The 25,971-nt window shown below is 66.7% G+C and carries 25 protein-coding genes; 13 read left to right on the top strand and 12 right to left on the bottom strand.

The window, feature by feature from the left end; genetic code table 11:
• Nucleotides 1–44: 44 nt before the first annotated feature.
• The gene (locus AC3FKH_RS02500; RefSeq protein WP_488672624.1) at nucleotides 45–1,241 is read right to left on the bottom strand and encodes a serine hydrolase domain-containing protein; all 1,197 of its coding nucleotides are present in this window, start codon (nucleotides 1,239–1,241) and stop codon (nucleotides 45–47) included.
• 82 nt (nucleotides 1,242–1,323) lie between these two features.
• Entirely contained in the window at nucleotides 1,324–2,622 is a 1,299-nt protein-coding gene (locus tag AC3FKH_RS02495; RefSeq protein WP_488672622.1) for an MFS transporter, read from the bottom strand.
• A gap of 180 nt (nucleotides 2,623–2,802) precedes the next feature.
• On the opposite strand from AC3FKH_RS02495, the gene AC3FKH_RS02490 reads away from it, so the two are divergent.
• The 3 genes from AC3FKH_RS02490 (at nucleotide 2,803) to AC3FKH_RS02480 (ending at nucleotide 5,891) form a co-directional block, all read left to right on the top strand.
• Entirely contained in the window at nucleotides 2,803–3,540 is a 738-nt protein-coding gene (locus tag AC3FKH_RS02490; protein ID WP_488672621.1) for a GntR family transcriptional regulator, read from the top strand.
• A complete protein-coding gene (locus AC3FKH_RS02485) occupies nucleotides 3,537–4,379 on the top strand; it encodes a fumarylacetoacetate hydrolase family protein (protein ID WP_488672619.1) in 843 nt (280 codons plus the stop codon). The genes AC3FKH_RS02490 and AC3FKH_RS02485 overlap by 4 nt, the downstream gene beginning before the upstream one ends.
• Before the next feature lie 288 nt (nucleotides 4,380–4,667).
• Nucleotides 4,668–5,891: a M20 aminoacylase family protein gene (locus AC3FKH_RS02480; protein ID WP_488672618.1), complete on the top strand. Its 1,224-nt coding sequence runs from the start codon at nucleotides 4,668–4,670 to the stop codon at nucleotides 5,889–5,891.
• 6 nt (nucleotides 5,892–5,897) lie between these two features.
• Here AC3FKH_RS02480 and AC3FKH_RS02475 read toward each other — a convergent pair whose 3' ends face one another.
• The gene (locus AC3FKH_RS02475; protein WP_488672616.1) at nucleotides 5,898–6,725 is read right to left on the bottom strand and encodes an AraC family transcriptional regulator; all 828 of its coding nucleotides are present in this window, start codon (nucleotides 6,723–6,725) and stop codon (nucleotides 5,898–5,900) included.
• Between the two features lie 127 nt (nucleotides 6,726–6,852).
• On the opposite strand from AC3FKH_RS02475, the gene AC3FKH_RS02470 reads away from it, so the two are divergent.
• The 3 genes from AC3FKH_RS02470 to AC3FKH_RS02460 all read left to right on the top strand — a co-directional run bounded on the left by AC3FKH_RS02470 (nucleotide 6,853) and on the right by AC3FKH_RS02460 (nucleotide 10,110).
• Nucleotides 6,853–8,085 (top strand): MFS transporter, encoded by a 1,233-nt coding sequence (locus tag AC3FKH_RS02470; protein ID WP_488672614.1) that lies wholly within the window; start codon nucleotides 6,853–6,855, stop codon nucleotides 8,083–8,085.
• 116 nt (nucleotides 8,086–8,201) lie between these two features.
• Nucleotides 8,202–8,714 carry a hypothetical protein gene (locus AC3FKH_RS02465; RefSeq protein WP_488672613.1) on the top strand — a complete coding sequence of 171 codons (513 nt, stop codon included), beginning with the start codon at nucleotides 8,202–8,204 and terminating at the stop codon, nucleotides 8,712–8,714.
• Between the two features lie 22 nt (nucleotides 8,715–8,736).
• Nucleotides 8,737–10,110, top strand: a complete 1,374-nt coding sequence (locus AC3FKH_RS02460) for a GAF domain-containing protein (RefSeq protein WP_488672612.1) — start codon at nucleotides 8,737–8,739, stop codon at nucleotides 10,108–10,110.
• Here the strand turns inward: AC3FKH_RS02460 and AC3FKH_RS02455 are convergent, their stop codons facing one another.
• Together AC3FKH_RS02455 and AC3FKH_RS02450 are read right to left on the bottom strand one after the other, a co-directional pair.
• Entirely contained in the window at nucleotides 10,111–10,875 is a 765-nt protein-coding gene (locus tag AC3FKH_RS02455) for a hemerythrin domain-containing protein (protein ID WP_488672610.1), read from the bottom strand.
• A gap of 183 nt (nucleotides 10,876–11,058) precedes the next feature.
• The gene (locus AC3FKH_RS02450) at nucleotides 11,059–11,415 is read right to left on the bottom strand and encodes a hypothetical protein (RefSeq protein ID WP_488672900.1); all 357 of its coding nucleotides are present in this window, start codon (nucleotides 11,413–11,415) and stop codon (nucleotides 11,059–11,061) included.
• On the opposite strand from AC3FKH_RS02450, the gene AC3FKH_RS02445 reads away from it, so the two are divergent.
• On the top strand, nucleotides 11,315–11,518 hold the full coding sequence (locus AC3FKH_RS02445; RefSeq protein WP_483711576.1) for a hypothetical protein: 204 nt from the start codon (nucleotides 11,315–11,317) through the stop codon (nucleotides 11,516–11,518). The genes AC3FKH_RS02450 and AC3FKH_RS02445 overlap by 101 nt on opposite strands.
• 81 nt (nucleotides 11,519–11,599) lie before the next feature.
• Nucleotides 11,600–12,586: a Bug family tripartite tricarboxylate transporter substrate binding protein gene (locus tag AC3FKH_RS02440; protein ID WP_488672608.1), complete on the top strand. Its 987-nt coding sequence runs from the start codon at nucleotides 11,600–11,602 to the stop codon at nucleotides 12,584–12,586.
• Here the strand turns inward: AC3FKH_RS02440 and AC3FKH_RS02435 are convergent.
• Nucleotides 12,573–13,277, bottom strand: coding sequence for a response regulator transcription factor (locus tag AC3FKH_RS02435; protein WP_488672606.1), 705 nt, complete (start codon nucleotides 13,275–13,277; stop codon nucleotides 12,573–12,575). The genes AC3FKH_RS02440 and AC3FKH_RS02435 overlap by 14 nt on opposite strands.
• Before the next feature lie 212 nt (nucleotides 13,278–13,489).
• Here AC3FKH_RS02435 and AC3FKH_RS02430 point away from each other — a divergent pair, with 212 nt between their 5' ends.
• A complete protein-coding gene (locus AC3FKH_RS02430) occupies nucleotides 13,490–14,197 on the top strand; it encodes a response regulator transcription factor (RefSeq protein WP_488672604.1) in 708 nt (235 codons plus the stop codon).
• Nucleotides 14,198–14,279: 82 nt separating this feature from the next.
• Here the strand turns inward: AC3FKH_RS02430 and AC3FKH_RS02425 are convergent, their stop codons facing one another.
• The 4 genes from AC3FKH_RS02425 to minC form a co-directional block, all read right to left on the bottom strand.
• Nucleotides 14,280–15,392, bottom strand: coding sequence for a porin (locus tag AC3FKH_RS02425; protein WP_488672603.1), 1,113 nt, complete (start codon nucleotides 15,390–15,392; stop codon nucleotides 14,280–14,282).
• A gap of 312 nt (nucleotides 15,393–15,704) precedes the next feature.
• Nucleotides 15,705–15,959: a cell division topological specificity factor MinE gene (gene minE / locus AC3FKH_RS02420; RefSeq protein ID WP_483730897.1), complete on the bottom strand. Its 255-nt coding sequence runs from the start codon at nucleotides 15,957–15,959 to the stop codon at nucleotides 15,705–15,707.
• 24 nt (nucleotides 15,960–15,983) lie between these two features.
• Nucleotides 15,984–16,799 carry a septum site-determining protein MinD gene (minD, locus tag AC3FKH_RS02415; protein ID WP_483710063.1) on the bottom strand — a complete coding sequence of 272 codons (816 nt, stop codon included), beginning with the start codon at nucleotides 16,797–16,799 and terminating at the stop codon, nucleotides 15,984–15,986.
• Nucleotides 16,800–16,866: 67 nt separating this feature from the next.
• Nucleotides 16,867–17,667 carry a septum site-determining protein MinC gene (minC, locus tag AC3FKH_RS02410; RefSeq protein ID WP_488672600.1) on the bottom strand — a complete coding sequence of 267 codons (801 nt, stop codon included), beginning with the start codon at nucleotides 17,665–17,667 and terminating at the stop codon, nucleotides 16,867–16,869.
• A gap of 198 nt (nucleotides 17,668–17,865) precedes the next feature.
• On the opposite strand from minC, the gene AC3FKH_RS02405 reads away from it, so the two are divergent.
• The 4 genes from AC3FKH_RS02405 to AC3FKH_RS02390 all read left to right on the top strand — a co-directional run bounded on the left by AC3FKH_RS02405 (nucleotide 17,866) and on the right by AC3FKH_RS02390 (nucleotide 23,268).
• Entirely contained in the window at nucleotides 17,866–18,837 is a 972-nt protein-coding gene (locus AC3FKH_RS02405; RefSeq protein ID WP_483710067.1) for a magnesium and cobalt transport protein CorA, read from the top strand.
• Between the two features lie 155 nt (nucleotides 18,838–18,992).
• Nucleotides 18,993–19,742: a tetratricopeptide repeat protein gene (locus AC3FKH_RS02400; protein WP_488672598.1), complete on the top strand. Its 750-nt coding sequence runs from the start codon at nucleotides 18,993–18,995 to the stop codon at nucleotides 19,740–19,742.
• Nucleotides 19,743–19,753: 11 nt separating this feature from the next.
• Entirely contained in the window at nucleotides 19,754–22,360 is a 2,607-nt protein-coding gene (locus AC3FKH_RS02395; protein WP_488672596.1) for a circularly permuted type 2 ATP-grasp protein, read from the top strand.
• Nucleotides 22,357–23,268, top strand: a complete 912-nt coding sequence (locus AC3FKH_RS02390; RefSeq protein WP_488672595.1) for a transglutaminase family protein — start codon at nucleotides 22,357–22,359, stop codon at nucleotides 23,266–23,268. The genes AC3FKH_RS02395 and AC3FKH_RS02390 overlap by 4 nt, the downstream gene beginning before the upstream one ends.
• 69 nt (nucleotides 23,269–23,337) lie before the next feature.
• On the opposite strand, the gene gatB is transcribed toward AC3FKH_RS02390, so the two are convergent.
• Both gatB and AC3FKH_RS02380 read right to left on the bottom strand, forming a co-directional pair.
• Entirely contained in the window at nucleotides 23,338–24,795 is a 1,458-nt protein-coding gene (gene gatB / locus AC3FKH_RS02385; protein ID WP_488672594.1) for an Asp-tRNA(Asn)/Glu-tRNA(Gln) amidotransferase subunit GatB, read from the bottom strand.
• An 86-nt stretch (nucleotides 24,796–24,881) separates the two neighbouring features.
• On the bottom strand, nucleotides 24,882–25,964 hold the full coding sequence (locus AC3FKH_RS02380) for a dienelactone hydrolase family protein (RefSeq protein WP_488672593.1): 1,083 nt from the start codon (nucleotides 25,962–25,964) through the stop codon (nucleotides 24,882–24,884).
• Nucleotides 25,965–25,971 lie beyond the last annotated feature (7 nt).

Raw genomic sequence — 25,971 nt, 5'->3', positions numbered from 1 at the left:
GCGGGCGCCGTCATGTGCGGCGCTCCGCAGTTTGTTTCGCGAGCTTACTGTTCGGGCTTGTCGTTGAAGGCGAGGGCGGTGCCGGGCACGCGCTGGCTGCTACGTGCCAGTTCGAGTTCCTTCTGCAGCGCGGCCTGTCGCGCGGCATCGGGGTGCACGGCGTTGCCGGCCTGCAGCGCGGGCAGGACGTAGTCGTTCACCATGCGCCGGTACAGGTCGAGGTACGCCGCATCGCGCAGGCCGCCCTGCGTGGACATGATGCTGTTCATCACGATGACCGCGTTCTGCTTCGGCAGCACGGTGATGAACTGGCCCTTGTAGCCCATGGCGCTGAACTCGCGCTCGCTCTTCACGATGTTGTTGATCCAGCAGTAGAAGCCGTAGTCCTGTGCCGGTCCGGACGGCGCGGTCATGCGCGCGACCCATGACGCGGGCACAACCTGCTGGCCGTTCCAGCGACCCTGGTTCAGCATCAGCATGCCAAGCCGCGCCATGTCGATCGAGCGCAGGCGCAGGCCCCAGCCGCCGGACACCGCGCCCTTGCCGTCGGCGCCGTCCCAGCGGTAGTGCTGCATGCCCAGCGGCTTGAAGAGGCGCTTTTCGGCGTACTGCTGTTCGGGCAGGCCTGTGACCTGGCTGATGGTGGCGCCGACCAGTACGGGATTGACGTCGATGTAGTTGAACTCGGTACCGGGGGCGACGCGTACGCTGGCGGAAGCCGCAACCTTGAGCCGGTCGGGCACTCCGTAGTACAGCGTGTCGGTGCCTTCCACGAGCTTGTACGACAGCCCGCTCGACATCGACATCAGGTGACGCAACTGGATGGTCTGCTTGTCGGCAAGCGCGGCGGCAAGGTCAGGGCGCGCGGCGGCAAGGCGCTGCGCCGGCGCATCTTCGGCCTTGAGCTTGCCGTCGCCGACCAGCGTACCCACCAGCAGGGCGCTGATGAACTTGGTGACGGAGTAGAGCTCATGGTTGTAGTCGCGCGAAAGGCCGTCACCATAGCGCTCGAACACGAGCTTGCCGTCTTTGATGACGAGCAGGCTGCGCACGTCGAGCTTGTCGCGGCGAATCCATTCGGACAAGGCCACGAGCTTCGTCGAGTCGACGCCGACTGCCTCGGGCTGCGCGGCAGGGATACCGTCGGCGCCTGCACGGGCGGGCGCCGACGCGGCGGCATGGACCTGCAGGGCGCCTACGGCCAGCACGGCGGCGGCCAGCATGCGTGGGATGCGAGTCATGAAATGTCTCCTCCGCCGCCGCGCCCGCCGTTGCATGGGCGGTGGCGCGACGGACGCGGCTATGTTTTGTCGGGGAGGTCGGTCAGACCGGGATCTTCGTTTCGTAGTCGATCGACGTCGACGCCAGCAACAGGCCCACGCCGGCTGCCGCGAAGAACATCAGCGCCAGGAAGTACGAGCCCGTGGCCTGCACGATCAGGCCGACGATGATCGGCACGCTGATGCCGGCGATATTGCCGCCCAGGTTCATCAGGCCGCCCAGGAAGCCGATCTTGTTGCGCGTGCCCAGCATCGACGGCACGGACCAGAACAGGCCGCACCAGCGCAGGAAGAACATGGTGGAGGACAGCAGCGCGACCACGGCCACCGCATTGGCGACATAAGCCACGGAGAAGATCGACACGGTGGCGACCACGGCGGCAATGCCGAACAGCGTGCGCATCACCACGTTCGGGCGGCCGCCGGCTTCCTTCCACTTGTCGGCGATCCAGCCGCCGACCAGTTCGCCGACAAAGCCGCTCATGAAGATCAGGAAGCTCGCGCCGCCCATGGTCTTCAGGTCGAAGCCGCGGGCCTTGCTCAGGTAGGTCGGCATCCAGGTCAGCAGGCCGTAGAACACGGCGTTGAAGCACATCCAGCTGATTGCCATGCACCACACCGAGCGGTACTTGAAGAAATCGAGCGAACGGCCCGAGAGGTTGGTCGGCTCGGCGCTGTGTTCGCGAGCGTGTGCCTCTTCGATGTGACGCGCTTCCAGTTCATTGACGCCGCTGTGTTCGCGCGGCGAATTGCGGATGTACCACCAGGCCACGAAGCCGGCGAGCACGGTGCCGACGCCGGCGACCACGAATGACATGCGCCACGAGCCGAGTTCGCTGATCAGACCGGCGATGATGAGCGAGCCGAGCGCCGCGCCCAGCGGCGCGCCGCCGTCCAGCAGCGTGGCCCCGCGGCCGCGTTCGTTCTGCGTCATCCAGATGGCATTGAGCTTGCCGCCGGCCGGATAGATCGGCGCTTCGGAGGCGCCCAGCCCGAGTCGGGTCAGCAGCAGCGCGGTGGCGTTGGTGCAGACCGCCGCGATGGCCTGGAAGAAACCCCAGAACACGGTGGCGCAGGCGATCACGATGCGCGGCTTGTACTTGTCGGCCAGCATCCCGCCCGGGATCTGCATGAATGCATAGGTCCAGAAGAAGGAACTGAGGATCAGCCCCTGCATGGCGGGGCTGAGATCGAACTCCTTTGCGATCAGCGGCATGGCGACCGACAGCGACGCGCGGTCGATGTAGTTGATCGCGACGAGCATCAGCATCATCAGGAAGATTTTCCAGCGCACGCCGCTGCGCGTGGCCGTGAGGGTGCCGGCTTGGCTTGTCGTTTGCATGACGGGGGTGTCTCCTTACTCCAGGTCCTTCGATTGAGGCGTTTGTAGTCTGTGTCGCGCAACTGGATCGGAGTATAGGATACGTAATCTGTAATTACAACTCACGTAAGTCATTGATTTTGTGTAGATGCAATTGCACAATTGTGGGTGTGATAGCCTTCGGTTGGTGCAAATTTCCCCATGCTGGTGACGTCCGTGACACAAACGCTTCCGAAAACCGCCCGTCTGCGCACTTTAGGCATGTCCGCCGAAATCGCGGCGCGCCTGCGCACGATGATCGAAGAGGGCGAACTTCCGCCCGGCGAGCGCATCGACGAGCGGGCCTTCTGCGAGGCGTTCGATGTCTCGAAGACGCCGCTGCGCGAGGCCCTCAAGGTGCTGGTGGCCGAAGGTCTGGTACTGCACCGGCAGTACATTGGCTACCGCGTCGCGCCGCTGGATCTGGACGAACTGCGTTCGACCTTCGAAACGCTGCACGGCCTGGAGGCGACCGCCGGCGAGCTGGCCGCGCAGCGCCTGGACGATGCCGCGCAGGCCAGGCTGGAGCGCCGCCACCAGGCCATGATCGACGCGCACGAGGCGGGGCGGCGCACCGACTATTTCCGCATCAACCAGGAAATCCACCAGCTCATCATCGACGGTGCCGCCAACCCGGTGCTGGCGGCGGTCTATGCCTCGCTGATGAGCAAGGTGCACCGCGCCCGCGGCGCCGCCAACGCGGATATGCTGCGCTGGCAGGAGTCGCATGAGGAACATGAGGAAATCATGGCGGCGCTGCGAGAGCCGGGCCGGCCGCGCCTGGCTCAGGTGCTGCGCCGACATTCCGAGAACACCGCCAATGAAGTAATGACCGTCGTCGCGCGCTCGCTCGCGGGGGCGGCCGACCGTCAGAACAATCCATCCAAGGGGAGACAATGAAACTGGTGAGAACTGGCCAGCCCGGCGCCGAGCGCCCGGGCCTGATCGATGCGCAGGGCAAGGTGCGCGACTTGTCCGGCGTGGTAGGGGACATCACCGCCTCGCAGCTGTCGCCGGATGCGCTCGCGCGCCTGGCACAGGTCGATGCGGCCACGCTGCCGGTCGTGGAGGGCGCGCGCTTTGGCGTGCCCTGGACCGGCATCGGCAAGATCATCGCGATCGGCCTGAACTATGCGGACCACGCGGCCGAAGCCGGCATGCCGATCCCCGCCGAGCCGATCGTCTTCCTGAAGGCCAACAGCTCGCTCAACGGCCCCGACGACGACGTGATGCTGCCCTTTGGGTCGGTGAAGTCCGACTGGGAGGTGGAGCTGGGCGTGGTGATCGGCAGCACCGCACGCAATGTCGCGCGTGAAGACGCGCTGAGCCATGTGGCCGGTTACTGCGTGGTGAACGACGTCTCGGAGCGCGAATTCCAGATCGAGCGCGGCGGCACCTGGGACAAGGGCAAGGGCTGCGACACGTTCTGCCCGGTCGGCCCGTGGCTGGTCACGCGTGACGAAGTGCCCGATCCGCAGGCGCTGGGCCTGTGGCTGGAGGTCAATGGCGAACGTGTGCAGAAAGGCAGCACGGCGACCATGGTCTTTGACGTGGCCACGGTGGTCAGCTACGTCAGCCGCTTCATGACGCTGCAAGCTGGCGACCTGATCGCCACGGGCACGCCGCCGGGCGTGGGCATGGGCTTCAAGCCGCCCCGTTTCCTGAAGGCGGGCGACACGATGCGGCTGGGCATCGAAGGCCTTGGCGTGCAGGGGCAGAAAGTGGTGGCGTACGAGTGATGTGCGCGTAAGCGATTGTGTGCTCGCCTCTCCCGCAAGCCGGAGAGGCGAGCACACAAGGGGCATATTCGGGACCTTCTTTAAGTTCCCCATCGAAACGCTTTCACACAAACCGTTTGGTTTACACACAAAGCGTGCCGCGCGAGCAACAGTCCCGGTGTCGAAAAGGGCCCGATTACAGGGATTTACATGAAATCCCCCGCATGACGGTTGCGTTGCGATTTCTGCGTGAAATACTGGTTATAAGGACGGCGTTCTGACCGTCCACTGTCTTTGCCAGATCAAGCCATGTCCGAGCACGCCCCCGAGATCGAGACTTACCTTGGTACCACTCTGAAGCGCCGCTTCTGCGCGCTGGCCGACACCCTGGACAGCCGCGCCGAACTGGAAGCCATCCGGCGCAACATCCACCAGAACCCCGAACTCGCTTTCGACGAAGTCCGTACCTCCGGGCTCGTCGCCAGTCTCCTGGAGAGCTGGGGCTACGCGGTGACGCGTGGTGTCGGCGGTACCGGCCTGGTCGGCACGCTGAAGTCGGGCACCGGCGGACGCAGCATCGGCATCCGCGCGGACATGGACGCGCTGCCTATCCACGAGCGCACCGGCCTGCCATATGCGAGCGCGAACGAGGGCCGCATGCATGCGTGCGGCCATGACGGCCACACCGCCATCCTGCTGGGCGCAGCCAAGCAACTGGCCCGCACCCGCAACTTCAACGGCACCGTTCACATGATCTTCCAGCCGGCCGAGGAAATCGGCGCTGGCGGCGGGGCCGAGCGCATGCTGGCCGATGGCCTGTTCGAGCGCTTCCCATGTGACGCGATCTTCGGCCTGCACAACCACCCGGGCGTGGAGCAGGGCCATTTCCTGTTCCGGGCGGGCCCGTTCATGGCGGCCTGCGACACGGTCACCATCACCATCCGAGGCAAGGGGGGCCATGCCGCGCGCCCGCATCAGTCAGTGGACCCGATCCTGGTGGCGGGCAGCCTGGTGATGGCGCTGCAGTCGGTGGTATCGCGTTATGTCGACCCGAATGAAACCGCCGTGGTCACCATTGGCACGCTACACGCGGGACATGCACCGAATGTGATCCCGGACAGCGCCCGCATGGAAATCAGCGTGCGTTCGTTCAGCCCGGAAGTGCGGGCCTCGCTGGAAACCCGCATCCGCCAGCTCGCGATCGCGCAGGCCGAGGGCTACGGCGCCGTGGCGGAAGTGAACTATGTGCACGGCTACCCCGTGCTGATCAACAGCGAACGGGAAACCGAATTCGCGCGGCAAATTGCCGAGGAACTGGTCGGCGCCGACAAGGTGGTCACGCAGGCTGCGCGCATTACCGGCAGCGAGGACTTCGCCTACTACCTGCAGCAGCGGCCCGGATGCTTCGTGCGGCTGGGCAATGGCGCCAACCAGCCATTGCTGCACAACCCCGGCTACGACTTCAACGACGAAAACCTCACGGTCGGCGCGGCGTACTGGACGCGGCTCGTAGAGCGTTACCTGTCCCGCTAACCGGGCTCATCGAAAAAACGCACTCGGCGGTACGCCGAACTGCCGCTTGAACATCGTCGCAAACGCGCTCGGGCTCTCGTAGCCGAGATCGAGCGCCACATCCACCACCTTGCTGCCCGCGGCCAGTCGCTCCAGCGCGGCCAGCAACCGCGCCTGCTGCCGCCACTGCCCGAACGTCATCCCGGTTTCCCTCGCGAAGCGGCGCTGGATGGTCTTGGGATCGACACCAAGCCGTTCGCCCCAATCGGCCAGCGTCAGCGATGTATCGGGCGCGGCGATGATGGCATCGCAGATCTGGCGCAGTCCGGCATCGCCCGGATGCGGCAGGTGCAGCGGCAGCGTCGGCACCAGCACCACCTCGTCGAGCAGCAGGCGCATCAGCCGTCCGTCGCGCGAATCGGCGGAGTAGGGCAGCGGCACATCGATCGCGGCCAGAATCAGTTCGCGCAGCAGCGGCGAGATGCCCAGCACGGTGCAGCGCCGCGGCAGGTCCGGCGCTGCGTCGGGACGGATATAGGCGGTGCGCATCTGCACCTGCCCCACCATGCGGATCCAGTGCTGCGTGCCGCCGGGCATCCACATGCCGCGCGTGGGCGGCACGATCCACTGGCCCTCGTCGGTCGAGACGACCATCACGCCGTGGACGGCGTGGATCAATTGCGCGTGCGGGTGCTGGTGCCGGGATGTGACGTCGCCAGGCTGGTAATCCGCCGCCATCGCCGTGACCGGCATGGGACTGCGATCAAAGTGCACATAGCGCGGCGGGTTGGTGTACGTGTCTCCCAGGGCCTGGGTTACCGCCGGTGCCGGCTTCCACACACGTGACGGTGGCATGTCCTTTTCTCCAAGGTTGTGGACCCATTCTCGCAGGACAGGCGGCCGAGGGCCAGATAGCATCGCGTTTCTTACTGTTCCGACGAGCGCCCCCAGCGGTTCGTCATCCGTCCTGTCGAGACCGCCAATGAGCACAACCATCGACTCCAAGGCCGCCGCTGCCGGCGTCCATCCCGAGCCATCCGCCGAACGCACGGGCTTCCGCGTCCTGTCAGCGATCAGCTTTGCGCACTTCCTCAACGACATGATCCAGTCGTTGATCCTGGCGATCTATCCGATGCTCAAGGGCGGCTTCAACCTGAGCTTCGTGCAGATCGGCCTGCTGACCATGACGTACCAGGTCACGGCATCGCTGTTGCAGCCGGTGGTGGGCCTTTACACCGACAAGCATCCAAAGCCGCATTCGCTGGCCATCGGCATGGGCTTTACGCTGGCCGGGCTGCTGCTGCTGTCGGTCGCGCCGACCTACGGCGTGCTGCTGGTGGCCGCGGCGCTGGTGGGCACCGGTTCGTCGATCTTCCACCCGGAGTCGTCGCGCGTGGCGCGCATGGCGTCGGGCGGCCAGCACGGGCTGGCGCAGTCGATCTTCCAGGTCGGCGGCAACGGCGGCAGCGCCATGGGGCCGCTGCTGGCGGCGGGCATCGTCCACAAGCAGGCCAGCGTGGCGTGGTTCTCGCTCGCGGCGCTGCTGGCCATCGCGGTGCTGTGGAAAATCGGCGGCTGGTATGCGCAGCAGCTCGCGCACCGCGCGCGCAAGGGCAAGGCGGCCGGTGCCACGGCCAGCCCGGTGCCGATGCGCGTGGTGGTGCGTTCGATGGTGGTCCTGCTGGTGCTGGTGTTCTCCAAGTACTTCTATATGGCGAGCCTCACCACCTACTACACCTTCTACCTGATGGAGAAGTTCGGCCTGGCGCGCCAGAGCGCGCAGGTCTACCTGTTCGTATTCCTGTTCGCGGTGGCAGCCGGCACCATCCTGGGCGGCCCGATCGGCGACCGCATCGGCCGCAAGCGCGTGATCTGGGCTTCGATCCTCGGCGTGGCGCCGTTCACGCTGGTGCTGCCGCACGTCGGCCTGCTCTGGACGGGCGTGCTGACCTTCATCATCGGCTTCATCCTGGCGTCCGCGTTCTCGGCGATCCTGGTGTTCGCGCAGGAGCTGATTCCGGGCAAGGTCGGCATGGTCTCTGGCCTGTTCTTCGGGCTGGCCTTCGGCATGGGCGGCATCGGCGCCGCGGTGCTGGGCGGGCTGGCCGACACGCACGGCATCCAGGCCGTCTACCGGCTGTGCGCGTACCTGCCGCTGCTGGGTCTGCTGGCGGTGTTCCTGCCAGACCTTGGCGGCCGCCGCAAGACTGCCTGACGCGCGCCAGCGCACACAGCGCCATTGCGCCCCGCCCTGGCGGGGCGTTTTCACTGGTACCGGCGTCTCCTACACTGGGGACTATGCCTGCCCGCCGGTCATCCTCACCCACGCCAATGCCCGCCTCGCCACCGTCGGCGCTGGCCGCTTTGCGTGCGGGCGGCCAGGCCGCCGCGCTCGACCGCCGCGTATCGGTGATCGCCGCCACGCGCGACGCCGCACGGATGCCGCACCTGATGCGCGCGGTCGGCTTTCGCATCGATGATGACGACGCCTGCGTGACCGTGTTCCTGTGCCGCCCGCAGTCGCTGCAGGTGCTGGCCGACATTGCCGCCAACCAATCGATCGCCGTGGTCTTCAGCGAACCGACCACGCACCGCACGCTGCAACTCAAGGGCTTTGACGCGCGCGAAACGCCGCTGCAGCCCGGCGATTGCGCGCGCGTGGCCGCCTACCGCGAGGCGCTTGGCGAGGAGATCAGCCTGATCGGCCACGAGGCCGCGCTCGCCCATGCTTTCCTGGCGTGCCCGGACGACGAACTCGTCGCCGTCAGCTTTACCCCGACGCAGGCATTCCAGCAGACGCCGGGCGCGCAGGCCGGCCAGGCACTCGGCGCGGCAACGACCTGAGATGGCAACGACGCGCGCCCCTATGAAGGCCCTGCTGACCGCCGCCGACATCCGCGATTGCCTGGAAGGCGTGATTCCCGCCGTGATGGCGACCTGTTCTGCGGACGGCACGCCCAACGTCGCGTATCTCTCGCACGTGCAGTACGTCGATCCGCAGCATGTCGCGCTGTCGTTCCAGTTCTTCAACAAGACGCGCGAGAACGTGCTGGCCAACCCTGTCGGTACGGTGCTGATGATCCATCCGGACACTGCGGCCATGATCCGCCTGACCGTGCATTACCTGCGCACCGAAACCGCGGGTCCGCTGTTCGAGCATATGAAGGCCCGGCTCGCCGGCATTGCCTCGCATTCGGGCATGGAGAACGTGTTCCGGCTGCACGGCGCGGATGTGTATCGGGTTTCGTCGATCGGGGCCGTGCCGGGCGGCGGCCGCCTGAGCGAGCCTCCCGGCCAGGTTCGCTGGCAACGGCTCGGCGCACTGCGCTGCATGACCGGAAGACTGGCATCCTGCACCGAGACCGGCCAGCTCTTTGACGTGGCGATGGCGGGGCTGGCGGCGGACTTCGGCATCGACCACGCCATGCTGCTGATGCACGATGCCAGCGCCGGACGGCTCTATACGGTTGCCAGCCACGGCTACGTGGCCTCCGGCGTGGGGTCCGAGATCGCGCTGGGGGAGGGCGTAATCGGCGTCGCCGCGCGCGAGCGCACGCCGATCCGCATCATCCACATGACCTCGGACCGCAGCTACAGCCGCGCCATGCGCGACAGCGTGATCGACACCGGTTTATCGGCGCGGCTGGATACCGAGATTCCGCTGCCGGGCCTGACAGCGCCGGGCAGCCAGCTGGCGGTGCCGGTGTGCGCGGGCGCTGCGCTGCTTGGCGTGCTGTTCGTCGAAAGCGAGCGGGAACTGCGCTTTACCTATGAGGATGAGGACGCGCTGGTGGTGCTGGCCGGCCAGCTCGGGCAGGCCATGCGCGGGCTGCAGGCCAGCGCGGACGCCGCAGCCGATGAAGCCGCCGCGGCGTCCGTCCCCGGCGATGCGCCGCCACCCGCGCCGCAACCCGTGCTGGTGCGCTACTTCGAGGCCGACAGCAGCGTCTTCCTCGACGACGACTACCTGATCAAGGGCGTGGCCGGCGCGATCTTCCGGCGCCTGGTCTGCGACTACCTGCATGCCGGGCGCGAGGCCTTCACCAACCGCGAACTGCGACTCGATCCCGCGCTGGGCCTGCCGGACATCAGCGACAACCTTGAAGCCCGGCTGGTGCTGCTGGCGCGCCGGCTGGTCGAGCGCGACGCCAGCGTGCGCATCGAGCGCACCGGCCGCGGCCGCTTCGCCTTGCGCGTGACGCGGCCGCTGCGGATCGAGCACGTGGAGCGAGGCGGCTGATCAGCCCGCGGCCCAGGCCGCCTGGGTGGGGCCGGCGGGCAGGCCCAGCGCGCGCGTCAGCTTCATCCAGTCCGGCATCGGCAGCAGCGTGCGGCAGACATCGAGCAGCCCGGTGAAGGCTTCCGCCGGCGCGTTGTCGCGGATGCCGGCCAGCATCAGCGCGCGCTCGGCCGGTGTGACGTTCGGCAGCATCCAGCGCGCGATCATGCCGACCGTCTCCTGCGGCAGCGACGCCACGATGCGGTTTTCCACGTCGAGCAGCTCGGCATCGGTATGGCTGGCCCACAGCACCGCGTTGTGCCGGGTTTCCTCGAAATGCATGTGTTCGTAATTTTCGGCAACGAACAGCGACAGCTGGCGGTACAGCTCGCGGACGGCATCGGCGCGCGCCACCGGAATGGTGGCGGCGACCCGGTCGGTCAGCGCGAGCAGCGCACGGATCTCGGCCATATGGGTGACGTGCTCGTGGGCGATGCGCGCCGTGGAGCCCGGCACGCGCGCATCCATGGCCGCGTGCACGTACTCGTTTTCCTTGTGCAGGTGCTGCTCGCAAGCCGACAGCAGATCGCGTACCTGACTCAGCGTGCCGCGCAGCTCGGCCTCGTCGTCGGTGTCGGTGCGGCCGACGCGCAGCAGCGTGTCGGCCATGAAGGCGCGCAGCGCCTTGTGGATGCGCGCGTAGATATCGAAGCGCGGCGCTTGCTGCGCCTGTTGCGCCTGTTGACGGGATTGCGCGAAGCCGAGGGTGTTGCCAGTGACTGCCATGATGAACCTGTCTCCTTCAGGGCACCTGCGGTGCCGGGCGGCCTGCAATGGGCAAGTCCGGCGCCAGTGGCGATCCGGATCGCGGCGCCATCAGGCCGGTGCTGGCCGCCGCATGCAAGGCAGTCTAGAAAGCGGCGGGATGGCAGGTTCGTAAAAGTTCGCTCAGGAAATCTTAACTGTTCCTTAAAGCGCGAAATTGAGCGATTGCGTGCGAATGCCGGTGAGGATCGCGCTCTCGACCGGTGCGCATGCGCGCGAATCGGATGGATCGCGATGGATGTGGTCTATATGGCGCAAAACAACGCGAATGCGGGCCGCGTGCGGCGGGGCGCGCAGCATGCGGACGTTTTGCGGCATCATGGCGGGCATGACGTCCGCCGTACCTTCGCTTCCTGCTTCTCCGTCCACCGCTGTTCCTGCCTGCGAGCGCTGCCTGGCGCTGGCGGCGGATCCGCGACGCCGCGAACCGCCGTCCTGCCTGGCGCTGCGCAATACCGCACCGCAGGCCGGCCAGAGCCAGGCAGGCGTTCCGTACAGCATGCTTACGTTCTGCTGCCGCGACTGCGGCACGGTTTGGCGTCTCTACGACCGCGCCAACGAACTGTTCGTATCCTGGGTGCCCGAACACCCGCTGGTACGCTGAGACGCAGGCCCCGCCAGCCGATCGGCTAACATAACGCGATGCGGCCGCGCGCCGCGCGCCTTTCCATCTCCCGCATCTGTCATGGCTTTTCATTCCCGCTTGCCCGTGCTGGCCGCGCTTGGCGCCGCCAGCCTGATGGCGGCAGCGTTGCCCGCTGCCGCCGCCGATCAATACCCCAGCCGCCCGATCCGCATGATCGTCGCCTATCCCACGGGCGGCATCAGCGATACCGTGGCCCGTGCGCTCGGCGAGCGGCTCTCTGCCCAGATGGGGACTTCGGTGGTGGTCGAGAACAAGGCCGGCGCCGGCGGCAGCATCGGCATCGATGCCGTGGCCAAGGCCGCGCCGGATGGCTACACGCTCGGCTTTGCGTCGACCAGTCCGCTCACGCTCAACCCGCACGTGGGGCACGTCAACTATGACCCGCAGCGCGATGTGGCGCCCGTCATGAGCGTGATGTACTCGCCGGTGCTGATCGTCGCCACGAAGAGCTTTGCCGGCAAGACCTTCCAGGACCTGGTGGCGCAGGGCAAGGCCAAGCCGGGTTCGGTGCGCTGGGCAACCTCGGGCCTCGGCACGGTCGGGCACGTCGTGCTGGAGCAGGTGAAGGCCAGGTCGAAGGCCGAGCTGACGCTGATTCCGTACAAGGGCGCCGGCCAGCAGATGAACGACGCGCTTGGCGGCCAGTTCGAGGTCATGAGCACCAATGCCAGCCCCATGCTGACCCAGCACATGCAGGCCGGACGGCTGCGCCCGCTCGCCGTGGGCGCGCCCAGGCGCCTCGAAAGCATGGCGAGCGTGCCCACGCTCGCGGAACTCGGCTACCCGAAGGCGAACCTGACTTCGACCTTCGGCATTTTTGCCCCGGGCAAGACGCCGCCGGCGATCATCGACAAGCTCAACGCCGAACTGAACAAGGCCCTCGGCGAGCCGGAGGTGCGCGAGCGCCTGCTCAAGGGCGGCGAAGTGCCTACCGGCGGCACGGCCGCGCAGTTCGCCAAGGCCATCCACGAGGAATCCGTCGACAATGCCCGCATCGTCAAGGAGGCCGGCATCAAGGCCGACTGACGTCTTGCGCCACCGGGTCCAGCCGGTTCCCGAGGCCATAGACGGCACACAGCCGCACGCCGTTGTGCGGCCATAATGCCAGCTTGGTGCGCACGCGCGACAGATGGCTGTCGACGGTGCGCGAAGCCGCCTCGACGTGATAGCGCCAGACCTCGTTCACCATGGTCTGGCGCAGCACCAGCGAGCCCAGGTTCCGGAACAGCAGCACGGCCAGGTCGAATTCCTTGGGCGCCAGCGCCACCGGCCGTCCGTGGACCCACGCACGGCGATCGGCCGTGGCGAAGCGGAAGGCGCCGTGATGCAGGTCGCAGGCATGCTCCCCGCCCGGGCAGGCGCGGCGCAGCAGCGCCATCACTCTTGCAGCGAGTTCCGCCATGCCGACGGGTTTGCGCAGATAGGCGTCGGCGCCTTCGCCAAAGCAGGCCGCGATATGCCTGTCGTCGTCGCTGTCTCCGAGCAGCATCACCGGCAGCTCATGGCCGAGCGTGCGGCGCACCCATGACAGCACGTCCAGCGCGGAAATGCCCGGCGCAGCACTGTCCAGCAACAGCATGTCGAAGGTGCCGCCGCGCAGCGCTTGGATCAGCGAGCGGCCGTGAATGTAGCGCGTGCACTGGTGCCCGTTGAGGCGAAGGGTCTGGTCAATGCCGATGGCCCGGGTCGGGTCGGCCTCCAATACGGCAATTCTCACGTCGTCTCTCCTGGCGCTGCCGAATTGGGGGAAGTCCGGCGGGGAAGTCCGGCCGGCGCAATGGCCGGCACGGCAATGGCCCATGGTAGGGACGCGCGTCTGCGGCCAGAAGTAAACGATTGTTGACGGGCCGTTTTGAGGGCCGTCCTATTCTGGCGTCCCGGTCCGAGGTTTCTAATTCCATCACGCGCAAACGCTGGGGAACAGAGACCATGAGAAAGACCATTGCCTCGCTGGAAGCCGATCCCGTCCATGCGGCGCTGATCCGCAGGATCGTCAATGAAGCCGGCTACGAATGCGTGAGCTTCAGCCAGAGCCGGCGCCTGCTGCTGGCCTTGCATGACAAGGCTTTCGACCTGCTCCTGATCGACTGGCAGATGCCGGGCATGTCCGGCGCCGAGGTGCTGGGCTGGGTGCGCGGCAACCTGGACCGGCGCATCCCGGTCATGTTCCTTTCCGCGCGCGATGCCGAGGCCGACGCGGTCAGCGCGCTGATGGCCGGCGCGGACGACTACATCGTCAAGCCGGTCCGGGCCGCCGAACTATCGGCGCGCATCGGCGCCGTACTGCGCCGCGCCTGTCCCGCGGATTTCGCGCGCAACACGCCGTTGCGCCTGGCCGGCTATGTGTTCGATTGCGCCGCGCGGCAGGCGACTTTCCACGGGCATCCGGTCTGCCTGACGCCAAAGGAATTCGACCTGGCCGTGCTGCTGTTCCGCAACGAAGGGCGGATCGTCACGCGCGACCACATCATTGCCACCGTCTGGGGCCGCGAGATCTCGCCGCTGTCGCGCACCATCGATACGCATGTGTCGCGCGTGCGCAGCAAGCTGGGTTTGCATGCCGCGAACGGACTCCGGCTGACGCCGGTCTATACGCACGGGTACCGGCTGGAACTGGCGGAGAGTGAAGCGGCCTGAAGCCGCAGCGCACTGCCGGCGGCAATAAAAAAAGGCACCCGAAGGTGCCTTTCTGCCGGACATTCAACCGATCGGGAAACGATCAGAAAATGTGGCGGATACCAGCGGCCACGCCGGTCTGGTTGTTCTTGCCCGGCAGTTCGGTCTGAGCAGCGCCAGTCAGCTTGTTGTAGTCGATGGTGCCGTAGACCTGGGTACGCTTGGACAGCGAGTACTCGGCCAGCAGGACGCCGGTGTAGCGGTTGCCGCTGTTGGTCGTGCCGTTCTTGTTCTCGATGTGGTCGCCGTAGAACACGCCGGTCAGTGCCAGTGCCGGGGTGGCTTGGTAGGTCAGACCGATGTAGCCCAGGTTGTCCTTGCGCGGGTTGCTTTGTGCGCCATTGGCGATCAGGGTCTTGGCACCCGGGGTCGTCGAAGCAGCCGAAGCGTTCATGAAGCTGTTGTCGATCACGCCGGTGCGATCCTTGCCGCCGACATAGCCCAGGAAGACCTTGGCCGCGCCGAACGAGTACTTACCAGCGGCGCCCCACATTTGCTGCTTGTTGCCGTTGGTGTCGCGGATTTCCTGGTACACGCCACCGAAGCCGAACGGACCGGCTTCGTATGCAGCGCGGGCGCCGAAGTACGGAGCATTGCCATTGGGCGGGCTGGTCTGAGCGTGCGTGAAGCTGCCCGGCTTTTCGCCGAAGCCGTAGCTGGCGCCGACGTTCAGGCCGCCGAACTTGCCGCCGTAGCTGACGACGTTGTTGGCGCGGAACTGGGTCAGGAAGAACGGCCAGGCGTTGGCGCCGTAGTTACCGATGGTCAGCGGATCGTAGTCGCCGAAGAAGTTAAAGCCTTCGGTGTACTGGCGGCCCAGCTTCACTGCGCCGAAGTCGCCTGCCAGGCCGACGTAGGCTTGACGATTGAACAGCTGGCCGCTCGAGTTCATCGTGCCGTTGTCAACGCTGTAGCCGTTTTCCAGCTGGAAGATAGCCTTCAGGTTGTTGCCCAGGGCTTCGCTGCCCTTGATGCCCCAGCGGCTTTGCGTCACAGCGCCGTCGGTCAGTTGCGTCTGGCTGTGGTTGCCCGCATCAGCGTTGTTCGTGTAGCGCAGGCTGACGTCAGCAATGCCGTACAGCGTGACGGAAGTCTGTGCAAACGCGGAACCTGCCAGCAGGCTGCCGGCGGCGAGGACGATGGCCGATTTCTTCATGGTGCTCCTTTTCTGTTCTGTTCTGGTCTCCGCCGGATCACGGCGGGGCACGGGATCTACGTTTCCTGTGAACGCCGCGAAAATTTAACAAAACGTCAGAGCGAAGGACACAAATACGCGTTAGGGGCCGGATTTGAGCAGGATTCTGGTGCAAATCCGTTGTCTGGCCGCTACACAATACCGCGTTGGTGCGTTGCACCAGCATCGGACGCTAGTTGGGGAATGGGGAGCGGGGAGCGGGGCGTGAAGCAACACCGGCGCACCCTTGCGGGAAGGGGCGCCGGTGGCGGAACAGCGGGTGGGGCTGGCGAATCAGCCCTGCGGGATCTCGATCTTGACTTCGAGCACTTCCAGGTTGTCCTGGCGCTCGAGGCTCACGCGCAGGTCCTGGTCGCTGATCTTGACGTACTTCGAGATCACGGCCACCAGTTCGCGCTGCAGGGCCGGCAGGTAGTCCGCCGGGGGTGAATGGCCCGTGCGTTCATGGGCCAGGATGATCTGCAGCCGCTCTTTGGCGACCGAGGCCGATTTCTTCTTTTCCCCCAGCAGGAAGGACAGGATCGACATGGGGATGAGTCCTCCGTATTGGTTTTACTTGTTGCCGAAGATGCGCGACAGCAGGCCGGGCTTCTGGTAGTCGGTGAAGCGCATCGGCTTGTCCTTGCCCAGGAAGCGGTCCACCACGTCGCCGTAGGCGTCCGCCACGTCGCTGCCTTCCAGGTGGATGGCGGGCGTGCCCTGGTTGGACGCGTGCAGCACGGCTTCCGATTCGGGGACGACGCCGATCAGCTTGATGCGCAGGATTTCCTGGATGTCGGTCAGCGACAGCATCTCGCCGCCGTGCACGCGCTTGGGGTTGTAGCGCGTGATCAGCAGGTGTTCCTTGATCGGCTCGCCGCCTTCGCTGGCGCGCTTGGTCTTCGAGGCCAGGATGCCCAGGATGCGGTCGGAGTCGCGCACCGAAGACACTTCCGGGTTGGTCACGATCAGCGCCTCGTCGGCGAAATACATGGCCATCAGCGCGCCCGATTCGATACCGGCCGGCGAGTCGCAGACGATGTACTCGAAATCCATCTCGACCAGGCCCTTGATCACCTTCTCGACGCCGTCCTTGGTCAGCGCGTCCTTGTCGCGCGTCTGCGAGGCCGGCAGGATGAACAGGTTCTCGCACTTCTTGTCCTTGATCAGGGCCTGGCGCAGGTTGGCTTCGCCCTGCACCACGTTGATCAGGTCATACACCACGCGGCGCTCGCAACCCATGATCAGGTCGAGGTTGCGCAGGCCGACGTCGAAGTCGATCACGGCAGTCTTGTGGCCGCGCAGGGCCAGGCCCGCGGCAAAGCTGGCGCTGGTGGTGGTCTTGCCGACGCCCCCCTTGCCGGAGGTCACAACGATGATTTTTGCCATGGCTCTTTGGTCCGTAATTAGGTTGAAGCTTGCGCTGCAGTGATTCGGTTCGGGGCTGGTCGCCGGCTCATCGGAACCGGATGGCTTCCAGGATCAGCTTTTCATCGGCCAGGCGAACCTGGGCGGTCTTGCCGAGTACGTCGGCCGGCAGCGTCTGCTCGGCCGTCCGATAGATCCCGGCAATGGAAATCAGTTCAGGTTCCATGCACGTGCTGAAGATGCGTGCGCTGGTGTTGCCCTTCACGCCCGCCAGCGCGCGGCCGCGCAGCGGGGCATAGACATGGATGTTGCCCTCGGCGATGACCTCGGCGCCGTAGCTGACCACGTCCATGATGACCACGTCGCCCTGCGCGTAGACCTGCTGGCCCGAGCGCAGCGGCTTGTCGATCAGGACGGTCTGGGTCTGCTGGATGGCGGCCTTGACGGCGGCGTCGGCGGCGGACTGGGCGGCCGTGCGGGCCGCTTCCTCGCGCGCGGCCTGCTCGGCAGCGGCCTCTGCGGCAGCGCGGTCGGCGGCCTCGGCGCTTTCCGCCGATTCACGCAGGCCGCGGCGGCTCTGGCTGTCGAGCAGCGGCAGGCCGAAGCGCTGCACCCACTCGTGCTGCGCCGGGCGCGCGACCACGCCGATCGCACGGGCCTTGAGCGTCGCCAGCGTGCCGATCACGGTATCGAGCGAGACTGCCTCGTCACTTTCGAGCGCGCGCAGGTCCAGCGCAATCACGTCATTGGAAAAGAAATCGGGAGTGGCTTCGAACCGGGAGAGCAGGTCGTCTCGCAGTGCAGCCATGTCGGCGGTCTGGAGCGCGAGAAGGAGGGCGTCTACATTGCCACTGCGCAGCTCGAAGCGTGGCGATTTCTTCTGTGACATAGCCGGGTGACCGTGGAAATGCCACATTCTAACTGCGGTTTCGGTGCGAACTGTAACAAATAGGGCGACTTTGTCCCCAGGTGCCGCACGCACTCCATGGGACGCCCGCAAGTGGCGCCAGCGCCAGCGCGGTCAACCCCGTCCGACCCATGCCCTGACGCCTTGTTACGATTGCGCCATCTGCGGAATGGAGCTGTCATGGGCGCGATCGTCAATTGTGTGGCTTACCGGGCGGGCAAGCGGCTCGGTACCGTCGGCATCGAAGAGATCCCTGAAGCATTGAGCGTCCCGGACACCTTCGTCTGGCTGGGTTTGCACGAGCCGGACCTGGCCTTGCTGCGCCAAGTCCAGCAATCCTTCGGACTGCACGACCTGGCGGTCGAAGATGCACTCGATGCACACCAGCGCCCCAAGCTGGAGGCGTATGGCGACTCGGTCTTCGTCGTGCTCAACACTGCGCAGCTGGTCGAGGACGAGGTCGTGGTCGGCGAAACCCATCTGTTTGTCGGGCCGAACTATGTGGTCTCGGTCCGGCATGGCGCCAGCAGCACCTACGCGCCGGTGCGCGAGCGCTGCGAGCATGACCCGCAGGGCCTGGCCAACGGTCCCGGCTACGTGCTGTACGCGCTGATGGACTTCGTGGTCGACCACTATCTACCCATCGTCACCCGCCTGGAGGACACCTTCGCCGAGCTGGAGCAGGGCATCTTCCGCGACGAATTCGACCGCGCCGCGATCGAGCGCCTGTACCAGATCAAGCGGCAGGTGCTGCGCCTGCGCAATGCGGTGAACCCGGTCGAGGATATCTGCAGCCAGCTCATCCGGCTGCACGAAGACCTCGTGCCCAAGGAATTGCGCGCCTATTTCCGCGACATCGAAGACCACGCGAGCCGCCTCGTGCGCACGCTCGATGTCGTGCGCGAGATGCTGACCACGGCGGTGCAGGTCAACCTGGCCCTGGTCACCGTGGGGCAGAACGAGGTGGTCAAGCGGCTCGCGGGCTGGGGCGCCATCCTGGCGATCCCGACGGTGGTGTTCAGCCTCTACGGCATGAATTTCTCGTTCATGCCGGAGCTGAAGTTCCACTACGCGTACCCGGTCGTGATCGGCACGACGGCCGTGGCGTGTGCCGCGCTATGGCGCCGGCTACATCGCGCCGGATGGATCTGATGGGCCTGATTTATTCGTGAATAAAATTTCGTAATCCAATTTTGTCTGCGGTTGATTATTCGCTTGAATAATCAGGCCCCCTGTCATCGGCTTCCGGCACGCATCGCTGCCTCCTACACTGGATTCAAGAAGGCCCAGCGCATCCGGAGTCCGCCATGCCACTAGCCCGCCCCCCGCTTTGGCCCGCCGAAACAGCCGGACCGATCCCTCGTCGTCCGCTGGCGGTTGCCGTGATGGCGATCCTGCTGGCGCTCTGTCCCGGCGTTCCGATCCAGGCCGCGACCGCGCCTGTGCAGCCAGCTCAGGCGCAGACCCGAGAGGCGCTCGCGGCTTACGAGTCCGGAGCGTTCGATGCCGCACTGCGCGGCTTTGCCGCCGCCGCGCGCGACGGCAACCGGCTGGCCCAGTTCAATTACGCGATGATGCTGCTGCGCGGCGAAGGCACGACTGCCAAGCCGCAGGAAGCCTTGACCTGGCTGCGCAAGGCTGCCGACAACCAGATGACACATGCACAGTTCACCCTCGGCGACCTGTACGAGCGCGGCGAACTGGTGCCGCGTTCGCTGCAGGAGGCCAATCGCTGGTATGAGCTCGCCGCGCAAGGCGGCCACGTGCAAGCGCAGATGGCGCTGGCCACCAACTACTTCACCGGCCGCGGCATGCCGCGCGACTATGCCAAGGCGTTCGAGTGGTACAGCCGCGCTGCCAGCGCGGGCGACGGCGGGGCCCAGTACATCGTCGGCAGCTACTACGAGCGCGGCGAGCCCGGCGTGGTGGGCAAGGACATCGAACAGGCCAAGATCTGGTATGCGCGCTCGGCGGCGCATGGCGATCCGGGCGCGCTGGCCAAGCTGCGCTCGCTGCTCGAGGAGACCGTGCGCGCGAAGGCCGGCGGTACGATGTGAGCGGCCCCCGGGTGAGTACGAGTCTCGCCCCCCACGCCCCGGCGCCGATTGCCCCCGCCGTCGGCCTGGGGCAACCGGTCCCGGCGGGACACCTCGATGAACTGCGCTTGCCCGACGGTTCGCTGCGCGAGGCGTGGGCGCGCTTCTTCGCCGTCGTGGGCGAGCCTGGCGCGGACGTGCTGGCCCCGCGCGCGGTGGCCATGGCGCGGCAGATCCGCGACAACGGCGTGACCTACAACGTCCATGCCGACCACGGCGCGGCGCGCGCCTGGCCGCTGGAACTGTTTCCGTTCCTGGTGACCGAACAGGACTGGCACGTCATCGAGCGCGGCGCCGCGCAGCGCGCGACGCTGGCCAATGCGATCGTGGCCGACATCTATGGCGAACAGACGCTGCTGTCGCGCGGACTGTTGCCGCCGGGGCTGGTGTACGGGCATCCGGGCTACCTGCATCCGCTGCGCGGCTACCGGCCGCCGGGCGGCAGCTTCCTGCAGATCGTCGCGGTGGACCTGGTGCACACCGAAGGTGGCTGGACCGTCATGGCGCACCGCACCGATACGCCTTCGGGCATGGGCTACGCGCTCGAAAACCGCCTCATCATCTCCAGCCTGTTCACCGACGCCTTCCGCGGCCTGCATGTGCGCCGCCTGCCGCCGGCGTTCGCGCAACTGGTGTCCACGCTCGCGCATGCGCCGCTGGCCGCGGCGACAGAGACGGGCAGCGGCACGGCCGCTTCCGGCACGGGCCACCACATCGTGCTGCTTACGCCGGGCCCCTACAGCGAGACCTATTTCGAGCACACGTTCCTTGCGCGCTACCTTGGCATCACGCTGGTGGAGGGCAAGGACCTGACCGTGCGCAATGACGTGGTCTACCTGAAGACCTTCGGCGGACTCGAACGCGTGGACGTGGTGCTGCGGCGCCTGGACGATGTTTTTTGCGATCCGCTCGAACTGCGCCACGACTCCACGCTTGGCGTGCCGGGGCTGCTGGAGGCGATGCGCGCGGGCAACGTCATGGTGTCCAACGTGCCCGGCTCCGGCTTCCTGGAAACGCCGGCGATTCACGGCTTCCTGCCCGCCATTGCCGAAGCGCTGCTGGGCGAGCCGCTGTGGCTGCCCGGTGTGCCGAGCTGGTGGTGCGGAGAAGACGCCGCGCGGCAGCAAGCGCTGGCCACGCTGACCGAAGCCTTCGTGATGCCGACCTATCCACGCCGCGCCGATCTCACCGACGAGCCCGTGGTGGGCATGGAACTGGGCCTGCAGGCGCTGGACGGCTGGCGCGAGCGCATTGCCCGCATGCCCGACCGCTACACCTTGCAGCCGCCGCTGCCGCTATCGCACACGCCATGCTGGGAAGGCGACCGGATCGGCTCGCGCGCGGCCATGCTGCGCGTATTTGCCGTGGCGGACGGCAACGGCGGCTGGCAGGTCATGGCGGGCGGCTTCAGCCGGCTCGCGGCACCGGGGCTGGAATCGGTGTCGATGCAGCTCGGCGGCACGAGTGCCGATACATGGGTGCTGTCCGGCCAGCCGGTGGCGGCCGCACCGTTGGCCAGCCGCGCCGGGCTCGCCGCACCGACACCCGCGCGGACGCTGGCGGTATCGAGCCGCGCGGCCGAGAACCTGTTCTGGGCCGGGCGCTACGCCGAACGCGCCGAGAACAACGTGAGGCTGTGCCGGCAGATCCTCGGCTCGATCGAAAGCAGCGACGATACCGATGACGGCACCCTATCGATGCTGGGCCGCCTCGCGCAACTGGCGGGCCTGGTGCCGGCCGGGGCGCCGCAGGCGAACGTATCGCTGAGCCGGTTCGAGCGCAGCCTGGTGGCCACGCTGGCGGACGCGCGCGCCAGCACGGGTCTCGCGCGGAACCTCGCCGCGCACGCGGCCACCGCCAACGAGATCCGTAACCGCCTGTCCAACGACCACTGGCGCACCATCCTGGCCGCGCGCAACGATTTCGGCGACGCCATGAAGCAAGCCACGCTGGCTGCCGCCGACCGCGGCGTCGACAGCTACGACCGCGCGCGTGTACTGGCCGCGCTCGAGCATCTGGCGATGCAGCTTGGTGCCATCAACGGCGCGCAAGGCGACCGCATGTCGCGCGACGAAGCGTGGCGACTGGTCTTCATCGGCCGCCATATCGAACGCCTGTCCACCATGAGCGGCTTCTTGCTGGCTGCGATCGACACCGGCGCGCTGCGCTCGCGCAGCGGCTTCGAGCTGTTGCTGCACCTGTTCGATTGCACGCTGACGTACCGCTCGCTTTATCCGGGCCGCGCCGACCTGGCCGCGCTGGTCGACTTGCTCGTGCTGGAGCCAGCCAATCCGCGCGGCCTGTACGGTGTGCTGGAGCGTCTGCGCGGCAAGCTGGCGCAGCTCGCCCCGGGCGGCAGCGCACAGGCGCGTGTGCCGCTCGCGGAGCTGCTGCCCGCGCCGAGCGCGCTGCCAACGCGCGCAGCGCTGTGCGAGGCCCTTTGCCATGACGATGGCGATGCGGACAACTTGTCGGCGTTGTGCCGCCTGTTCATCGAGCGCATGGCGCGCGTGTCGGACGAGATCAGCGCGCGCTACTTCAGCCACGCGGCGGCAAATCCGGACGGCGACTTTCCGTGAGCGACGCCGTGACCTCTCCTGCCGGAAGCAGCACGCTCAACGTGCTGCATACCACCACCTATCGCTATTCGCAGCCGGTCGAGCACGCGCAGCAGCGTGCCGTCGTCACGCCGCCTGACTTGCCGTGGCAGGCCGTCACCGCGCACGACACCCGCATCGAGCCGGCGCCCACGCACGAGCACGTGCGTACCGACGCGTTTGGCAATCGCGTGCTGCATTACATGCTCGACGTGCCGCACACGCAGATGCAGCTGACCTGTTCCAGCACCGTGGTACTGACGCCGCGCTGGCGGGCGCTGGACGTGTCCGCGTCCGCACCGTGGGAGACGGTCGCGCAGTCGCTGCGTTTCCACGCGGGCCAGCCGTTCGAGCCGGCCACGCAATTCGTCTTCGCCTCGCCCAATATCGCGCTGCATCCGGCGCTGCGCGAATACGCGCTGCCAAGCTTTGGTGCTGGCGTGACTGTCGTGGCCGGTGCGATGGATTTGATGTGGCGCATCCATGGAGATTTCACTTATCACAGCGAATCCACGGAGGTGGATACACCGGCCACGCAGGCCTTCGCGCAGCGCAGCGGCGTGTGCCAGGATTATGCGCAGGTCATGATCGGTTGCCTGCGCTCCGTGGGGCTCGCGGCGCGCTATGTCAGCGGCTATCTGTGCACCGAACCGCCACCCGGCGAGCCGCGGCTGATTGGCGCCGATGCTTCGCATGCGTGGGTGTCGGTGTATTGCCCGGTGGTGGGCTGGGTGGATCTTGATCCGACCAACAATGTGCTGGCGGATACGCGTCACGTTACGCTGGCGCTAGGCCGCGATTACAGCGATGTGCCGTTGCTGCATGGCGTGATCGTGGGCGGGGGCGCCCATGAGGTGGAGGTGGCCGTGACTGTGAGGCCGATGGCGTGATTGAAGGGGCGTTCGTTTCGCCGGCATAGCCAGGCATAGCCGGCGAAACATGGGTCGCCCTTGAAACGCTTACCCCAGCTTCTTCTTCAACAGCTCATTCACCTGCGCCGGATTCGCCTTACCCTTGGTCGCCTTCATCGCTTGCCCGACGAGCGCATTGAAGGCCTTTTCCTTGCCTGACCGGAACTCTTCCACCGATTTGGCGTTGGCCGCCAGCACGTCATCGATGATCTTTTCCAGTTCACCGGTATCGGACATCTGCTTCAGCCCCTTGGCGGCAATGATCGCGTCCGCATCGCCATCCGATTCGCCAGCCCACATGGCAGGGAAGACATCCTTCTTGGCGGTGTTGTTGGACACCGTGCCGTCAGCGATGCGCGCCAGCAATTTGGCCAGTTGCGCCGGCTTGACCGGCGCCGCATCAATGCTCATGCCTTCGCGATTCAATTGCGAAGCGACATCCCCCATCAGCCAGTTGGCCGCGGGCTTGGCATTGGCCGCACCGGCCTCGGTCACGACCGCTTCGTAGTAACCGGCCAGCGCCTTGGTGGCAGTGAGCGTGCTGGCGTCATAGGCCGACAGGCCATACTGCGAAACAAAACGCGCCTGGATCGCCGCCGGCAGTTCCGGCAGTTCGCCGCGCACGCGCTCGACCCAGGCCGCGTCGATTTCCAGCGGCATCAGGTCAGGATCGGGGAAGTAGCGATAGTCGTGCGCGTCTTCCTTGGTTCGCATGGCACGCGTTTCGCCGGTGTCCGGATCAAACAGCACCGTGGCCTGCTGGATCTTGCGGCCGTCCTCGATCTCGTTGATCTGCCACTGCACTTCGTACTCGATCGCCTGCTGCAAGAAGCGGAACGAGTTCAGGTTCTTGATCTCGCGGCGCGTGCCGAATTCCTGCTGCCCGACCGGGCGCACCGACACGTTGGCGTCGCAGCGGAAGCTGCCTTCCTGCATGTTGCCGTCGCAGATACCCAGCCACACCACCAGCGAGTGCAGCGCCTTGGCGTAGGCCACGGCTTCGGCAGCGCTGCGCATGTCCGGCTCGGTCACGATTTCCAGCAGCGGCGTGCCGGCGCGGTTCAGGTCGATGCCGGTCATGCCGGCGAAGTCCTCGTGCAGCGACTTGCCCGCATCTTCTTCCAGGTGGGCGCGCGTCAGTTGCACGGTCTTTTCATAGACCTCGCCCTTCTTGCCTTCGACCTGGATGGTGATCGTGCCGCCCTGCACGACGGGGATTTCGTACTGGCTGATCTGGTAGCCCTTGGGCAGGTCGGGGTAGAAGTAATTCTTGCGCGCGAAGATGCTGCGCGGCGCGATGGTGGCGCCGATCGCCAGGCCGAACTGGATCGCGCGTTCCACCGCGCCCTTGTTGAGCACCGGCAGCACGCCCGGCAGCGCGAGATCCACCGGCGAGGCCTGTGTGTTGGGCTCGGCGCCGAAGGCGGTGGAGGTCCCGGAGAAAATCTTGGAGGCCGTCGAAAGCTGCGTGTGCGTTTCGAGGCCGATCACCACTTCCCATTGCATGGCGGTATTCCTGTTCGGTTCTTGGGTTCTTTCTGTTGCAAAGGGCCGGCGCAACCGCCGACCTCATGTGTTTGTTTTGGCGCGCTTTAGGGATCAGGGCTGGCGAGCCACGAGTCAAGCTGGGCCATGGCGGCCACGCGCGCCACGGCATCGCCGCCGACGGTCACGCCGCGGCCGGCGCGCGCGCCGCCAGGCCCGTCGCGGCGCACCTGCAATTCGCTGGTGCCATCAAAGCCGTGGTACGCGCCGGGGTAGATCTCCAGCCGGAAACGCGCGCCTGGCTGGCGCGCCAGCACCGCGTTCTGCAGCATCGCGCAGCGTGTGGCCGGCGTCCAGTCGTCGGCCCCGCCGATCATCAGCAATACCGGCGCGCGCAGCCGGAAATTGTGCTGCTGCACCGCCCGCTTGCAGGCCGGATAAAACGCCACGGCACGTTCCACTTGCGGCGTGTTGGCCGGCCACGGACGGCTTGCATCGACCGTGGCCAGCACCGCCTGCGCGCCATTGGACCAGCCCAGCAGCACGATGCGCGTGGCGTCGATGCCGGGCTGGCGCGCCACCCAGCGCAGTGCCCCCAGCGCGTCGGTGCGGCGCATGCGTTCATCCACGCCGCGGGTCTCGGCCGAATCGCCGCAGCCTGGCAGCTTGCCATGGGCTGACTGGCTGTCGGGCATCAGCACCGCGTAGCCACGCTCGGTCAGCCATTGTGCGTAATCGCGATAGCGCGGTTGCAGCCCAGAGGCTGCGTCGCCGTCCGCGGCACTGCTGCCCGCAGGGGCAGCTTCCGCGCGTACGGCGTCGCGGCGCGTGCCCATCAAGCCGCTGCAGCCATGCAGTGCAATCACCACCGGCAGCGCTTGCGTGCGCGGCGTGCTGCCTTCGCGCGGCACGAACCAGTAGGCGCTCAGCGCCGGCGCGCCTTGTTCGCCGGGCAACTGCACGCGCAGTGCCGGCGTGGCGGCGCGTGCGGACGGCGCCGTTCGCGTGGTGGCGCCAGGGGTGAGCGCGGTGAGCGGCGCCGTATTGGCCGGCTGCACCAGCGCCGGTGTCGGCGGTGCGGGCGTGTGCGCGAACACCGCGCCGGCCAGCAGCATGCCGGCTGCACCGGCAACGCGCGTGGCGAGCCGGGGCAGACGATGCAGGCAGTAGCTGGCGGGCGTGGCGGTCATCGCAGGC

It is taken from the genome of Cupriavidus sp. 21MJTG02-4, from assembly GCF_057798975.1.
The sequence above is the reverse complement of the archived record's forward strand: the minus strand, read 5'-3'. Positions and strand labels throughout refer to the sequence as shown.

Bases quoted from the DNA above. Each gene is read 5' to 3' on its own strand.
- AC3FKH_RS02500 (WP_488672624.1), bottom strand. From the start codon at position 1,241: ATGACTCGCATCCCACGCATGCTGGCCGCCGCCGTGCTGGCCGTAGGC.
- AC3FKH_RS02495 (WP_488672622.1), bottom strand. From the start codon at position 2,622: ATGCAAACGACAAGCCAAGCCGGCACCCTCACGGCCACGCGCAGCGGC.
- AC3FKH_RS02490 (WP_488672621.1), top strand. From the start codon at position 2,803: ATGCTGGTGACGTCCGTGACACAAACGCTTCCGAAAACCGCCCGTCTG.
- AC3FKH_RS02485 (WP_488672619.1), top strand. From the start codon at position 3,537: ATGAAACTGGTGAGAACTGGCCAGCCCGGCGCCGAGCGCCCGGGCCTG.
- AC3FKH_RS02480 (WP_488672618.1), top strand. From the start codon at position 4,668: ATGTCCGAGCACGCCCCCGAGATCGAGACTTACCTTGGTACCACTCTG.
- AC3FKH_RS02475 (WP_488672616.1), bottom strand. From the start codon at position 6,725: ATGCCACCGTCACGTGTGTGGAAGCCGGCACCGGCGGTAACCCAGGCC.
- AC3FKH_RS02470 (WP_488672614.1), top strand. From the start codon at position 6,853: ATGAGCACAACCATCGACTCCAAGGCCGCCGCTGCCGGCGTCCATCCC.
- AC3FKH_RS02465 (WP_488672613.1), top strand. From the start codon at position 8,202: ATGCCCGCCTCGCCACCGTCGGCGCTGGCCGCTTTGCGTGCGGGCGGC.
- AC3FKH_RS02460 (WP_488672612.1), top strand. From the start codon at position 8,737: ATGAAGGCCCTGCTGACCGCCGCCGACATCCGCGATTGCCTGGAAGGC.
- AC3FKH_RS02455 (WP_488672610.1), bottom strand. From the start codon at position 10,875: ATGGCAGTCACTGGCAACACCCTCGGCTTCGCGCAATCCCGTCAACAG.
- AC3FKH_RS02450 (WP_488672900.1), bottom strand. From the start codon at position 11,415: ATGCTGTACGGAACGCCTGCCTGGCTCTGGCCGGCCTGCGGTGCGGTA.
- AC3FKH_RS02440 (WP_488672608.1), top strand. From the start codon at position 11,600: ATGGCTTTTCATTCCCGCTTGCCCGTGCTGGCCGCGCTTGGCGCCGCC.
- AC3FKH_RS02430 (WP_488672604.1), top strand. From the start codon at position 13,490: ATGAGAAAGACCATTGCCTCGCTGGAAGCCGATCCCGTCCATGCGGCG.
- AC3FKH_RS02425 (WP_488672603.1), bottom strand. From the start codon at position 15,392: ATGAAGAAATCGGCCATCGTCCTCGCCGCCGGCAGCCTGCTGGCAGGT.
- minE (WP_483730897.1), bottom strand. From the start codon at position 15,959: ATGTCGATCCTGTCCTTCCTGCTGGGGGAAAAGAAGAAATCGGCCTCG.
- minD (WP_483710063.1), bottom strand. From the start codon at position 16,799: ATGGCAAAAATCATCGTTGTGACCTCCGGCAAGGGGGGCGTCGGCAAG.
- minC (WP_488672600.1), bottom strand. From the start codon at position 17,667: ATGTCACAGAAGAAATCGCCACGCTTCGAGCTGCGCAGTGGCAATGTA.
- AC3FKH_RS02405 (WP_483710067.1), top strand. From the start codon at position 17,866: ATGGGCGCGATCGTCAATTGTGTGGCTTACCGGGCGGGCAAGCGGCTC.
- AC3FKH_RS02400 (WP_488672598.1), top strand. From the start codon at position 18,993: ATGCCACTAGCCCGCCCCCCGCTTTGGCCCGCCGAAACAGCCGGACCG.
- gatB (WP_488672594.1), bottom strand. From the start codon at position 24,795: ATGCAATGGGAAGTGGTGATCGGCCTCGAAACGCACACGCAGCTTTCG.
- AC3FKH_RS02380 (WP_488672593.1), bottom strand. From the start codon at position 25,964: ATGACCGCCACGCCCGCCAGCTACTGCCTGCATCGTCTGCCCCGGCTC.